Source organism: Bradyrhizobium sp. 521_C7_N1_3, assembly GCF_052075975.1.
GTDB lineage: Bacteria > Pseudomonadota > Alphaproteobacteria > Rhizobiales > Xanthobacteraceae > Bradyrhizobium > Bradyrhizobium japonicum.
The window spans coordinates 5,068,763-5,082,606 of the sequence record NZ_CP197232.1 but is presented as its reverse complement, the minus strand read 5'-3'; the positions used below and the strand labels follow the sequence as shown (position 1 = coordinate 5,082,606).

Annotated in this window: 12 protein-coding genes; 6 read left to right on the top strand and 6 right to left on the bottom strand. The window is 65.7% G+C overall.

Going from position 1 to position 13,844, the window contains the following annotated elements; genetic code table 11:
• Positions 1 to 46 precede the first annotated feature (46 nt).
• The 6 genes from radA to AB7008_RS23380 all read left to right on the top strand — a co-directional run bounded on the left by radA (position 47) and on the right by AB7008_RS23380 (position 7,354).
• Complete coding sequence (gene radA / locus AB7008_RS23405; RefSeq protein WP_441259591.1) at positions 47 to 1,495, top strand: DNA repair protein RadA; 1,449 nt, start codon at positions 47 to 49, stop codon at positions 1,493 to 1,495.
• A 166-nt stretch (positions 1,496 to 1,661) separates the two neighbouring features.
• Complete coding sequence (locus tag AB7008_RS23400) at positions 1,662 to 2,291, top strand: CvpA family protein (RefSeq protein WP_011086837.1); 630 nt, start codon at positions 1,662 to 1,664, stop codon at positions 2,289 to 2,291.
• Positions 2,292 to 2,319: 28 nt separating this feature from the next.
• Entirely contained in the window at positions 2,320 to 3,825 is a 1,506-nt protein-coding gene (gene purF, locus AB7008_RS23395) for an amidophosphoribosyltransferase (RefSeq protein ID WP_014495832.1), read from the top strand.
• 138 nt (positions 3,826 to 3,963) lie between these two features.
• On the top strand, positions 3,964 to 4,704 hold the full coding sequence (locus AB7008_RS23390; RefSeq protein WP_304494001.1) for an SDR family NAD(P)-dependent oxidoreductase: 741 nt from the start codon (positions 3,964 to 3,966) through the stop codon (positions 4,702 to 4,704).
• 78 nt (positions 4,705 to 4,782) lie between these two features.
• A complete protein-coding gene (locus AB7008_RS23385; protein WP_441259590.1) occupies positions 4,783 to 5,961 on the top strand; it encodes a hypothetical protein in 1,179 nt (392 codons plus the stop codon).
• A gap of 166 nt (positions 5,962 to 6,127) precedes the next feature.
• Positions 6,128 to 7,354: an ABC transporter substrate-binding protein gene (locus AB7008_RS23380; protein WP_041957795.1), complete on the top strand. Its 1,227-nt coding sequence runs from the start codon at positions 6,128 to 6,130 to the stop codon at positions 7,352 to 7,354.
• A 105-nt stretch (positions 7,355 to 7,459) separates the two neighbouring features.
• On the opposite strand, the gene AB7008_RS23375 is transcribed toward AB7008_RS23380, so the two are convergent.
• The 6 genes from AB7008_RS23375 to AB7008_RS23350 form a co-directional block, all read right to left on the bottom strand.
• A complete protein-coding gene (locus AB7008_RS23375; protein ID WP_304493998.1) occupies positions 7,460 to 8,716 on the bottom strand; it encodes a TCR/Tet family MFS transporter in 1,257 nt (418 codons plus the stop codon).
• A complete protein-coding gene (gene der, locus AB7008_RS23370) occupies positions 8,713 to 10,098 on the bottom strand; it encodes a ribosome biogenesis GTPase Der (RefSeq protein WP_028157592.1) in 1,386 nt (461 codons plus the stop codon). Before der ends, AB7008_RS23375 begins: the two co-directional genes overlap by 4 nt.
• A gap of 49 nt (positions 10,099 to 10,147) precedes the next feature.
• On the bottom strand, positions 10,148 to 10,696 hold the full coding sequence (locus AB7008_RS23365) for a hypothetical protein (protein WP_304493997.1): 549 nt from the start codon (positions 10,694 to 10,696) through the stop codon (positions 10,148 to 10,150).
• Between the two features lie 31 nt (positions 10,697 to 10,727).
• Positions 10,728 to 11,381, bottom strand: coding sequence for a tetratricopeptide repeat protein (locus AB7008_RS23360; RefSeq protein ID WP_304493996.1), 654 nt, complete (start codon positions 11,379 to 11,381; stop codon positions 10,728 to 10,730).
• Between the two features lie 166 nt (positions 11,382 to 11,547).
• Positions 11,548 to 13,140, bottom strand: a complete 1,593-nt coding sequence (locus AB7008_RS23355) for a class I adenylate-forming enzyme family protein (protein ID WP_441261238.1) — start codon at positions 13,138 to 13,140, stop codon at positions 11,548 to 11,550.
• A gap of 77 nt (positions 13,141 to 13,217) precedes the next feature.
• On the bottom strand, positions 13,218 to 13,802 hold the full coding sequence (locus AB7008_RS23350) for an NnrU family protein (RefSeq protein ID WP_441259589.1): 585 nt from the start codon (positions 13,800 to 13,802) through the stop codon (positions 13,218 to 13,220).
• Between the last annotated feature and the right edge of the window lie 42 nt (positions 13,803 to 13,844).

The window sequence follows — 13,844 nt, the reverse complement described above, 5'->3', positions numbered from 1 at the left end:
CATTCCGTGCTATCAGCAAACCTGAAACCCCCGACTCGCTGTCCCCATGGCCAAGAACACGCTTTCCTTCGTCTGCCAGAACTGCGGCGCGGCCTATAACCGCTGGCAGGGCAAGTGCGAGTCCTGCGGCGAGTGGAACACGCTTGCCGAGGAGGACACGTCCGGCAGCGTACCGGTCTCGATCCGCTCCAAGCGCAAGGGGCGCACATTCGCGCTGGAGAGCCTCGCCGGCAAAAGCCCGGACGCTCCTCGCCTGTCGTCAGGGATGACCGAGCTCGACCGCGTCACCGGTGGCGGCTTCGTTCGCGGCTCGGTGCTACTGGTCGGCGGCGATCCCGGCATCGGCAAGTCGACGCTGCTGACGCAGGCCACCAGCATGATGGCGCGCGCTGGCCACCGCATCGTCTACATCTCCGGCGAAGAGGCGGTCGCCCAGGTGCGCCTGCGCGCCGAGCGGCTCGGCCTGTCGGATGCGCCGGTGCAGCTGGCGGCCGAGACCTCTGTCGAGGATATCGTCTCGACGCTGTCGGAAGGCGCGGTGCCGCGGCTGATCGTGATCGACTCGATCCAGACCATGTGGACCGACACGGTGGAATCCGCGCCCGGCACGGTCACCCAGGTGCGCGCCTCGGCGCAGGCGCTGATCCGCTTCGCCAAGAAGACGGGTGCGGCCATCATCCTGGTCGGCCATGTCACCAAGGACGGCCAGATCGCCGGCCCCCGCGTGGTCGAGCATATGGTCGATGCGGTGTTGTCGTTCGAGGGCGAAGGCTCGCAGCAGTTCCGCATCCTGCGCGCCGTGAAAAACCGCTTCGGCCCGACCGACGAGATCGGCGTGTTCGAGATGACCGGCCTTGGCCTGCGCGAGGTCACCAATCCGTCCGAGTTGTTCCTGTCCGAGCGCGATCTGGGCACGCCGGGCACCGCAGTCTTCGCGGGCATCGAAGGCACGAGGCCCGTTCTGGTCGAATTACAGGCCTTGGTGGCCCCCACCTCGCTCGGCACCCCGCGCCGGGCCGTGGTCGGCTGGGATCAGAGCAGGCTCTCCATGGTGCTGGCGGTGCTGGAGGCCCATTGCGGGGTCAAGCTGTCCGGCCACGACGTCTATCTGAACGTCGCGGGCGGCCTGCGCATCCACGAGCCGGCGGCCGATATGGCCGCCGCGGCCGCACTGGTTTCATCCCTGGTTAATGCGCAGTTACCCACCGATGCCGTCTATTTCGGCGAGATTTCGCTCTCCGGCGTCATTCGCCCGGTGGCGCAGACCCCGGCCCGGCTCAAGGAAGCGGTCAAGCTCGGCTTCAAGCGCGCCGTGCTGCCCGAATCGGCCCGGGGTGGCGACGCTGGCGGCGACGCCGGACTGTCCCAGAACGCGATCAACAGCCTGACGACACTGGTGGCCGAGATCGCGGCCCGGGGCTCCCGCCGCGGCGAACAGAGCGCTCCGGCGGAGAAAAATGCCACACCGGCAAGATTCCGCCGTGGAGAGGGTTAGGCGGAGGTGACGTCCTCCGCCCCCACCGCTATACAGCCGTCACAAAAGCAGCATGGGATTGCGTGGTTGCGGCCTTGCCGGGAACGCCGTCTGGCCCTCACTTAGGGCCACGGCCAAACACCGATTCGCTGAGCACCTTTGAAGTACGAGCGGACCCGACCAGCCGATGCCAGTAACACTCCTCGACCTGATCCTGCTCGGTGTGATGCTGATCTCGGGCCTGCTCGCGATGGTCCGCGGCTTCATGCGTGAAATCCTGTCGATCGCGGCCTGGGGTGCCGCGGCGATCGTGACGCTGTACTCGTTCTCGAAGCTGCTGCCGACCGCAAAGACCTATTTCAACAACGACACGGTCGCGAGCGTCGTCGTGGTCGCCGGCGTGTTCGTGGGCACCCTGGTCGTGGTCTCCGTGATCACGGTCCGGATCTCCGACATGATCCTGGATTCGCGCATCGGCGCGCTGGATCGCACCCTGGGCTTCCTGTTTGGCCTCGCTCGCGGCCTTTTGATCGTCGTGGTCGCGTTCCTGTTCTTCACCTGGCTGGTGCCGGACAAGCAGCGTCCGGACTGGGTCACGGGGGCAAAGTCCCGGGTGGTGCTCCAGGGAACCGGCGATTGGCTGATGGCCCTCTTGCCTGACGACCCCGAGAACACCATCTTGAAGAGATTCAAGAAAAACAAACCAGATGATGATCAAGCTGATTCCGAGCAGCAGCCTTCGGGCAGTGGCGACGGATACAGTAAACCTGCTCGTGACAGCCTCAAGAAGCTGATCGAGAAACCTGCGGCGCGTTGATTAGGCCCTAAAGAGAGGCGCGGACGAGATGCGACACCCTGACCAGGACGCCCAACGTGATCTCGGCCCAGCCGCGCTAGAGCTTCAGGACGACCTGGAGGGCGACACGCTCCGCGAGGAATGCGGTGTCTTCGGCATCTATGGCCACCCTGACGCCGCCGCCATCACCGCGCTCGGTCTCCACGCCCTCCAGCATCGCGGCCAGGAGGCCGCCGGCATCGTCTCCTACGACGGCAGCCGCTTTCACTCGGAACGCCGCCTCGGCCTCGTCGGCGACACCTTCTCCCGCCGCGAGGTGATCGACCGCCTGCCCGGCAATATGGCCGTCGGCCATGTCCGCTACTCCACCACCGGCGCCACCATCCTGCGCAACGTGCAGCCGCTGTTCGCCGAGCTCAACGCCGGCGGCCTTGCGGTCGCCCACAACGGCAACCTCACCAACGGCCTGACGCTGCGCCGCGAACTCGTGAAGAACGGCGCGATGATGCAGTCGACCACCGACACCGAGGTGATCCTGCATCTCGTCGCACGCTCCAGGCGGAGCCGCTTCATCGAACGCTACATCGACGCCCTGCGCGAGATCGAGGGCGCCTATGCGCTGGTTTCGCTGACCAACAAGAAGCTGGTCGGCGCGCGCGATCCGCGCGGCATCCGCCCGCTGGTGCTCGGCGAGCTCGACGGTTGCCCGATCCTGACCTCGGAGACCTGCGCGCTCGACATCATCGGCGCGCGCTTCATTCGCGACATCGAGCCCGGCGAAGTCATCGTGTTCGACGAGAACGGCCAGGACATCCACAAGCCGTTCCCGCCGATGGCGCCGCGCCCCTGCATCTTCGAATACATCTATTTCTCCCGTCCGGACTCCATCGTTCACGGCCGCTCGGTCTACGAAGTGCGCAAGGCCTTTGGTGCGCAGCTCGCGCGCGAGAGCCATGTGCCGATCGACGTCGTCGTCCCGGTGCCGGATTCCGGCGTGCCCGCCGCGGTCGGCTACAGCCAGCATTCCGGCGTGCCGTTCGAGCTCGGCATCATCCGCAACCACTATGTCGGCCGCACCTTCATCCAGCCGACCCAGGCGATCCGCGAGTCCGGCGTGCGCATGAAGCATTCGGCCAACCGCGCCGCGATCGAAGGCAAGCGCATCATCCTCATCGACGACTCGCTAGTGCGCGGCACCACCTCGAAGAAGATCGTGCGCATGATGCGCGATGCGGGTGCCAAGGAAGTGCATTTCCGCCTCGCCTCGCCGCCGATCCTCTATCCCGATTATTACGGCATCGACCTGCCGGATCGCGGCGGCCTCCTGGCCGCGACGCATTCGCTGGAGGAGATGCGCGAGATCATCGGCGCCGACTCGCTCGCCTTCCTGTCGATCGACGGCATGTATCGCGCCATGGGCGAGCCCGGCCGCGACCCCGCCAATCCGAAATTCTCGGATCATTGCTTCACCGGGGCGTATCCGACCCACCTCACCGACCAGACCCAGACCGAGCAGCAGCCGCGTCAATTGTCTCTCCTGGCGGAAGCGAGCTGACGGCACAGCCGTCATCCCGGGACGATGCGAAGCATCGAACCCGGGATCTCGAGATGCCGGGTTCGGTCCTGCGGACCGCCCCGGAATGACGGGGTGATGGGGGCTTGTCCCGGCCATCCACGCCTGTAAAACCCCGCCATGACAAATCCCCTCGCCAACCGCATCGCTCTCGTCACCGGCGCCTCGCGCGGCATCGGTTTTGCTACCGCCAAGGCGCTGGCCAAAGCCGGCGCGCATATCGTGGCGACCGCGCGCACGCAGGGCGGGCTGGAAGAGCTCGATGACGAGATCCGGAAAGACGGCGGCAGCGCCACGCTGGTGCCGCTCAATCTCACCGATTCCGACGGCATCGCGCGGCTTGGCGCCGGCCTGCACGAACGCTATGGCAAGCTCGACATCCTCGTCGGCAATGCCGGCGTGCTCGGCCCCTCCTCGCCGGTCGGCCACATCGAGCTGAAAGCCTTCACCGACGTGATGGCGGTCAACGTCTCCGCGAACTTCCAGCTGATCCGCTGCATGGAGCCGCTGCTGCGGCAGTCCGATGCCGGCCGCGCCGTGTTCATCACCTCGGGCGCCGCCAACAAGGCGACCGCCTATGTCAGCCCCTACGCCGCCTCCAAGGCCGCGCTGGAAACGCTGGTGCGCGCCTGGGCGCAGGAAACCGCGAACACGCCGCTCCGTGTCAACCTGTTCAACCCGGGCCCGATCCGCACCCGCATGCGCGCCACGTTGATGCCGGGCGAGGATCCGGCGACGCTGGAGACACCCGAGCAGGTCGCCGAATTCATCGTGCCGATGTGCGCGCCCGGCTGGACCGAAACCGGCAAGTTCTACGACTACAAGACCCGCACCCTGATGAGCTTCCGCTCGCCGGCCTGATTGACTCGCGTGCCTCCCCGCGATTGACTGCCCGCGCTCAAGCGGCAGCAAGCCGCAAGCCAAAAAAGGGAGGTTGCCATGGCGCCGTGGCATGATCGCGCAGGTCTTGGTCGTACAAGGCTTGGTCGTACAAGGCTCGGCCGTGCGCTCGTACGAGTCTCTCACGCCTTCTCCATCCTGATTGCAGCCACCGCGTTCGTGCTTCCAGGCACGGCGACTGCGGGCGACGTCCCGACCTTCGCGGTCGATGCCTCCTGGCCAAAACAGCTGCCGAACAACTGGATCCTCGGCCAGGTCGGCGGCATCACCGTCGACTGGCAGGGCCATATCTGGGTGATCCATCGCCCGCGCTCGCTCACCGATGACGAGAAAGGCGCGAGCCTCAGCCCGCCCCGCTCGAAGTGCTGCGTGTCGGCGCCTCCCGTCCTCGAATTCGACAGCGACGGCAATCTGCTGCGGTCGTGGGGCGGTCCTGGCGAAGGCTATGAATGGGTCGGCCGCGAGCACGGCATCGAGGTCGACGAGCGCGGCTTCGTCTGGGTCGGCGGCAACGCCGACAACGACAACGCCATCTTGAAGTTCACGCTCGACGGCAAGTTCGTCGCCCAGATCGGCAAGATCGCGCCGAGCCTCGGCAGCAACGACATCACGCAGCTCGGCAAGCCCGCCGAAACCGCGATCGACAAGGAGGCGAACGAAATCTACGTCGCCGACGGCTACGGCAACCGCCGCGTCATCGTGTTCGATGCGACGACGCTCGCCTACAAGCGGCACTGGGGTGCCTATGGCAACAAGCCCGATGACAACAAGCAGGCGGCGTATGATCCCAAGGCGCCCGTTTCCCAGCAATTCGGAAATCCCGTCCACTGCGTGAAGCTCGCCAATGACGGTCTCGTCTACGTCTGCGACCGCATCAACAACCGCATCCAGGTGTTCAGGAAGGACGGCACCTTCGCGAAGGAGTTCTTCTTCGAGAAGAACACACTTGGCAACGGTGCGGTGTGGGACGTCGCGATCTGGCCCGATCCGAAGCAGACCTATTTGCTCAGCGCCGATGGCGAGAACAACGAGATCAGGGTGATCAAGCGCGACGACGGCAGCGTGGTCGGCAGCTTCGGGCACAACGGCCGCAATGCCGGGCAATTCCACTGGGTGCATGCGATGGCGGTCGACGCCAAGGGTAACGTCTATACCGCCGAGGTCGATACCGGAAAGCGCATCCAGAAATTCAGGCTGACGTCGGACGCGCTCAAATAGCGTCTCAACACACTTTGCCCAAAAGTTAACCGACGGATGACGCTACGCCGCAGCGTCATCCGGCTTTAGGCGCATTGCCGCCGGCCGTGGGACACGGTAGAGCGATCAGCCGGAACAAGGCTCCGCAAGAGAGCCGTCCGCATATTGAAAATGGAGGAGACCTTTTATGACGACGACGCTCGCGCGCCGCTACGCGGCCCTTCTGGCCTGTGCCGCCTTCGGTTTTGCAACATCCGCTTACGCGCAGGACAAGACCGTCAAGATCGGCGTCTTGAATGACATGTCGAGCCTTTATGCCGATATCGGCGGCCCGAACTCAGTGGTCGCGATCAAGATGGCCGTCGAGGATTCCGGCCTGCTCAAGAAGGGCTGGAAGATCGACGTGCTGAGCGGCGATCACCAGAACAAGCCGGACGTCGGCGTCAATATCGCTCGGCAGTGGATCGATAACGAGAAGGTCGATGCGATCGCCGATACGCCGAACTCCGGCGTCGCGCTTGCGGTCAGCAACCTCGTCAAGGAAAAGAATTCGGTGCTGCTGAATTCCGGCGCCGCCTCTGCCGACTTGACCGGCAAGGCCTGCACGCCGAACACGATCTCCTATACGTACGACACCTACATGCTCGCCAACGGCACCGGCAAGGCGCTGACCAAGGCCGGCGGCGACACCTGGTTCTTTCTTACCGCGGATTATGCCTTCGGCCACGCGCTGGAACGCGACACCACGGCCGTCGTAACGGCGAACGGCGGCAAGGTGCTGGGCAGCGTCAAGCACCCGATCAACAGCTCGGACTTCTCGTCCTTCCTGCTGCAGGCGCAATCGTCCAAGGCCAAGGTGGTCGGCCTCGCCAATGCCGGCGGCGATACCACGAACTCGATCAAGCAGGCGGCCGAATTCGGCATCGTATCGGGCGGCCAGAAGCTCGCGGCGCTGCTGCTGTTCATCAACGACGTGCATTCGCTGGGGCTAAAGACCGCGCACGGCCTGACCTTCACCGAGTCCTTCTACTGGGACATGAACGAGCAGACCCGCGCCTGGTCGAAGCGCTTCGCCGCCCAGGCCAGCAAGAACGCGATGCCGTCGATGACCCAGGCCGGCAACTACGCGATGGTGCTGCACTATCTCAAGGCGATGGAAGCGCTCGGCGGCAACCCGCATGACGGCGCCAAGGTCGTCGCCAAGATGAAGGAGCTGCCGACCGACGATCCGCTGTTCGGCAATGGCCCGCTGCGCCAGGACGGACGCCGTCTCATCCCGGCCTATCTGTTCGAGGTGAAGAAGCCCGAGGAGTCGAAGGGTCCGTGGGACTACTACAAGCAGATCGCCACGATCGCGGCGGAAGACGCGGCCAAGCCGCTCAAGGACAGCGACTGTCCGCTGGTGAAGAAGTAAGACGGTCGACGCTGCCGTAGGGTGGGCAAAGGCGCGTAAGCGCCGTGCCCACCTTCTCTCCGCAAGTTGACGAAGCAGCGGTGGGCACGCTTCGCTTTGCCCACCCTACGAAACCGTCTTCGTGGCAGATCGCGTCCGCATCGCGATCGCGACACATGCGACCATCAAGACCGCCGCAAGCAGGAACGGCGCGCCGGGCAGATGCAACGGCGCGCTGGCGCCGATGAAATAGGAAAACGTCAGCGTGAACAGGAACGGTCCGACGAGCTGCGACACGCTCTGCACGCTCGCGGTCGCGCCCTGCAACTGGCCCTGCTGATCGGGCGCGACCAATCGCGTCATCAGCGATTGCATGGCCGCACTCGAGATGCCCCACAGCGACATCACGGGAATGCCGATCCAGAACAGCGGGCCGGTCGGCGCCGCGCCGAAGATCACGAAGCCGATCGCGCCACAGCACAGACCGAGCACCAGCGCATTCCGCTCGCCGAGCACGCGTACGATCGGGCCGATCGCGAGCCCCTGTACCACCATGGCGCAGATGCCGACCATCGCGAGCGTCAGACCCACGGTCTTGGAATCCCAGCCGTAGCGATAGGTCGCATAGAGCACGAAGGTCGAGGGCAGCACGACATGCGCGACTTGTGCGATGAAGTTGACGATGGATAACGCGGCCAGCGCCGCGTTGGACCGCAGCAAGTGCAGCGCTCCGACCGGATTGGCACTGGTCCAGCGGAACGGCGCTCGCCGCTCCGGCGCCAGCGATTCCGGCAGGACGAAGAGCCCATAGAGTGCATTGGCAAAGCTCAAAGCCGCCGACGCCCAGAACGGCAGCCGCGGATCGATATCGCCGAGCAGGCCGCCGAGCGCCGGGCCCAGGATGAAGCCGGCGCCGAAGGCAGCTCCAATCCTGCCGAAGACGGCCGCGCGCCGCTCCGGCGGCGTGATGTCGGCGATATAGGCAAAGGCGGTCGAAATGCTCGCCGAGGTGATGCCCGAGATCACGCGGCCGATGAACAACCAGAGCAGCGACGGCGCGAGCGCCATCAGCACATAGTCGGCGGCGAGCCCGAAATTCGACAGCAGCACCACCGGCCGCCGTCCGAAGCGATCCGACAGCGCGCCGAGCACGGGCGAGAACACGAACTGCATCAGCGCCCAGGCGGTGCCGAACAGGCCGAAGATGCGGGCCGCATGCGCGGTGTCGTTGTCGACGAAGCTCTCGATCAGCTTCGGCAGGATCGGCATGATTACGCCGAGCGCGAGCATGTCGAGCAGGATGGTGACGAAGATGAAGGCGACCGCGCCGCGCCGGACCGGCGCAGCGCCCTGCGCCGTCGCCTCGCCGGCATCGTTGCTCACGACGGCCGCTTGCGCTTGTGGGCGAAGGGGTTGGCCTTTTCGCGCAAGGTGATGCGCACCGGCGTACCCGGCAGCTCAAAGGTCTCGCGCATGGAATTGGTCAGATAGCGCAAATAGGACTGCGGCACCGCGTCCGCGCGCGAGCAGAACAGCACGAAGCTCGGCGGACGCGCCTTGTTCTGCGTGATGTAATTGAGCTTGAGCCGTCGGCCGGACACCGCCGGCGGCGGATTGGCCTGCACGGCCTGCTCGAACCAGCGATTGAGCGCGGAGGTCGGCACGCGCCTGTTCCAGACGGCGTAGGCGTCCTGGATCGCCTGCATCAGCCGATCGATGCCCTCGCCCATCAGACCTGATACGGCGACGATCGGAACGCCCTTGATCTGCGGCAGCCAATGGTCGGCATCGCGGCGCAGGCCCGAGATGGCGCCGCCGCCCTTGGTCTCCATCAAATCCCATTTGTTGACGGCGAGCACGACCGCGCGGCCCTCACGCTCGATCAGATCGGCGATGCGCAGGTCCTGCTCCTCGAAGCGGTTCTGCGTATCCATCATCATCACGACGACTTCGGCAAAGCGCACGGCGCGCAACGCGTCGGCGACCGAGAGCTTCTCCAGCTTTTCCTCGATGCGCGAGCGACGGCGCAGGCCCGCGGTATCGAACACGCGAAAATCGCGGCCGTTCCAGTTGATCTCGACCGCGATGGAATCGCGCGTGGTGCCGGCCTCCGGGCTCGTCAGCAGGCGCTCCTCGCCGAGCAGATGATTGATCAGCGTCGACTTGCCGGCATTGGGCCGACCGACGATGGCGACGCGGATCGGACGCGTCGCGGCCTCCTCCTCGGTCAGCGGCGGCTCGTCGTCCTCGGCTTCATCTTCGTCGACAGGCTCCGGCATCAACTCGCGGAGGGCGTCATACAGCTCGCCCATACCCTCGCCGTGCTCGGCCGAGATCTGGATGGGGTCGCCGAGGCCGAGCGCAAAGGCCTCCATCGCGCCGGCATCGCCGTGCTTGCCTTCGCTCTTGTTGGCGACCAGCAGCACCGGCTTGTCGGCCTTGCGGGCGAAATCGGCGAAGGCGCGATCGGTGGGCGTCAGGCCGATGCGGGCATCGATGACGAAGAACAGCGCGTCGGCCTGTGCGATCGCGGCCTCGGTCTGTTCCTGCATGCGCGCGGTCAGCGAGCCCTTGGCGCCCTCGTCAAGGCCGGCGGTGTCGATGATGGTGAATTCGAGGTCGCCAAGCCTGGCCTCGCCTTCGCGGCGATCGCGGGTGACGCCCGGCAGGTCATCGACGAGCGCGAGCTTCTGCCCAACCAGGCGGTTGAACAGCGTCGATTTGCCGACATTTGGCCGGCCGATAATGGCAATCGTGAAGGACATCGGTCATTCGTGCGCTGCGAAGGCCGCGCCTGTCAATGTAATGAAGTGATCAGCGCGAGAAGCTGCCGCTCGGCATCGGTGCCGGGAAAGCTCCCTGCGATTGCTGCTGGGTGGTCTGGGTCGGTTGCACCTGCTGGACGGGTTGATCCGGCGGCGGGGCGGTGGTGCGCTTGCGCACGATCTTCTGCTTGGGCGGCGGAGCGGCCGTGGGCGGCGCGGCCTCCGGCTGGGCCTCGCCGTCCACCTCGCCCGCCGGCGCCTCAGCGGGCGCGGCCGCGGCGCTGGCAGGCTGTTTGGTCTTCTTCGCCTTGGCACCCTTCGCCGGCTTGGCCTCGGGCGGCGGCTCGGCAGGCAGAGCCGCGACGGCCGGTGCGTTCGGATCCGGCTGCTGTGCCGCGCCCTTGTACATCTCCCGCGGCACGCCCTGCTCGAGACCTGGAACGCCCTCCGGGAAGACCGGCTTGCGGTCGCCCGGCAGCTTCTTCTTGGTGTCGAGGAAGTCGAGCATGTCGCTTGGATCGAAGCTGGAGCAGCCGCCCAGGATGCCCGTGAAGGCGATCAGGACGGCGGCTGCGATCAAGCGTGGCGTGCGGCGCATCTTGTGTCTCGTCTACGTCAAGGAGCCGTCGTCAGCTTTTGGCGACGGGCGGCAGCAGAGCCTGGAGCGCCTCGGCGCGTGAGCGCAAACCGGGCGGCGTTTCGCCGTCCTCGGCAATCGCGTCGAGCCATTTGCGGGCCGCGGTCATGTCGTTGTTGCGCCAGGCCGACAGCGCCAGCAACTCGCGGGCGCTATGGCGGAACGTGGATTTGGGCGCGGCGGAGGGCTCCAGCCGCTGCTGCATGTCGGCATAGGACGCGCTGTCGACCAGCAAGCCGGCGGCGCGGATCTTCGCCAGATCCTGCCACTCACCGCCGATGCTGCGATCGGCGGCAATGTCGTCAAACATCTTGGCGGCCGCCTTGGGATCGCGTGCCGCTGCTTCGGCCGCGGCACGCAGCCGCGCCAGGGTGCGATAACCCGAGGGAGCCTTGGCGGCGAGCGCGGTGAAGGCGGCCTCGGCCTCCGCGTGCTTGTCCTGGTCGGACAGCTCAGCGGCCTTCTCGAAGGCGGCGCCGGCCTCGGCGGCCTTCTTGCCCTCCAGATACTGGTAGCCGCGCCAGCCGCCGACGGCGGCCACGATCAGCACCATCAGGGCAATGAAGACAATCGAATACTTGTCCCACAGCTTCTTGAGCTGTTCGCGACGTACTTCCTCGTCGACTTCGTCAAATAATTCAGACACTTATGATAATCCCATGCCCGTCCGGGTGCGCGCGCCAATGCGTTCGCGTCAGGAATCCCGTCCCCACGTGGCGGCGGGGTACCCTAACGATATGGCGGTGGCAAGGCAAAGCGAGCCCAATCAAGGCGTTAACCACCCGGGATAGCCCGGTTACCGCCTACCCGGCTCAGGTTCCCAGGAGCTCCCGCAGCTGCCGCTTCAGAACCTTGCCGTTGGCATTGCGCGGCAGCGCCTCGGAGGTGATCGCCATGGTTTCGGGGACCTTGTAGTCGGACAACCTCTCCGCGCACCAGGCACGCAAGGCCTCGCTCGCCACCGGCGCGCGCGTCACCACCACGGCGTGGACGCGCTCACCCAGCACCGGGCAAGCCTTGGCAATGATCGCGCTCTCGACCACGGCGGGGTGGCCGGCCAGCACAGATTCGACCTCGGCCGAATAGATCTTCAGGCCGCCGCGATTGATCATGTCCTTCTGCCGGTCGAACACGCGGACAAACCCCTCCGCATCGACCGAGCCGAGATCGCCGGAATGCCAGAACCCGCCCGTGAAGCTTTCGGCCGTCGCCTTCGGGTTATTCCAGTAACCCTTGATGACGGAGGCGCTCTGGATCCAGAGCTCACCGATCTCGCCATGGGGCAGCTCGCGGCCATCAGCTCCCATCGCGACGATGTGGGCACCGGGACACGGCAGGCCGACACTGTCGATGTGGCTCGCGGTCAGCTCGCCCGGCATGATCGTCGAGGGCGACGTCGTCTCGGTCGAGCCGTAGCAGTTCGCGAGCTTCAGGCCGGGAATCGTCGCCTTGAGCTTCTCGATGGTCGCGACCGGCATCGGTGCGCCACCAAAGCCGCCGATGCGCCAGCTCGAGAGATCGTAGCTGTCGAAATCAGGCTGGAGCAGGCAGAGATTGTACATCGCCGGCACCATCACCGTGTAGGTGACGCGCTCGCGCGCGGCGAGCTTGAGATAATCGGCAGCCTTGAACTCCGGCATGATGATCAGCGCGCCGCCGCAGCGGATCATGGTCGTGATGTTGGCGACGACGCCGGTGACGTGGCCGAGCGGCACCGCCGCGATCGAGCGGTCCGCTTCCGTCAATTGCAGGCAGGAGACGAACACCATCGAGGAATGGACGATGTTGCAATGGGCGAGCATCGCCCCCTTCGGCTTGCCCGTCGTGCCCGAGGTGTAGAGGATCATCGCGGTATCCTCCTCGCCGATCTCGACCGGCGCCGGTGCCGGGACGTTGTCGGCGAGCACGGCGAAACGCGACAGGGCCTGATCGCTGTCGACGGCGATGCGGTGAATGACATCGGGGACATCAAGCGCATCGGGCAGCCGCCCGGCGAGCCCTGCTTCATGGATCAGGATCCTGGCGCCGCAATCGGCGAGGACATAGGCGATCTCGGGCTTCTGCTGGCGGGTGCCGAGCAGCACCGTCACCAGCCCCTCATGCGCGGCGGCAAACAGCAACAGCGGAAATTCGATGCGATTGCCGAGCAGGATCGCGACGCGATCGCCGCGCTGCAGGCCGAGCTTGCGAAAGCCCGCCGCGATCCGCGCGGCCTGCTCCACCGCCTGCCGCCAGCTCAACCGGACCTCGCCCGCGATCAGCGCTTCGCCGTCCGGATTGCGGGCGCAAGCGTCCGCGATCATCGCCCACAGGCTCGCCGGCCGGTCGCTGAAGGCCGGCACCGCCCGATCGCCAAAGCGCGCCTCGAAACGCATCGGAGGGATCTGAGATTGCGACCAGTCCATCGGAATGCCCTCGGCTCGTTGCTTTGTCACGTTCCGCGCATGACTGCGCGGAACAGTCTTGCGCTGATCGGCTGTCGTCAGACTCCCATGACGGGAACGCCGATCACAACCGGGTGGAATGCGAAAGCCAGCGCGAGATAGGCGACGACACCGACTGCAACGGCGATCAGATCATTGGCGACCCCACCCACCGGAATAGGCGGGGCGCCGCCATCGGTGCGATGCTTCAGCGAGATGCGGTCGTACACGGCCCAGCCCAGGAACGAGCCAAACAGGATGATGGAGCCGAGATCGCCATTGGCGAGCAGATGCGCGGCCGCCCACAATTTGATGCCCGCCAGCATCGGATGCTTCAGCGTCGCATAGATGCGCCCGCGCAAGTAGGACGCCACCACCAGAATGACCGCGGGCAGCATCAGCGCGACTGTAATGTGCTTGAATGCGACCGGCGGCTCCCAAACCGGGATCATTCCGGCCGTGCGATAATGGGCAAAACCCCAGATGATGAGCGCCAGTCCCGCAAGCGAGACCGCCGCATAAAGGATCTTGTAGGTCCCCTCGCCCAGCCTCGCGATCGCCTGCGCGCGCGCCTTGCGTTTCGTTGTGAAAACATGGGCCGCAAAAAACAGCATCAGCCCCAGGATCATGACCAGCAGACCCACGACATCCTCCCCTCAACCAGCGCCCCCGCCCATGGCGTATCA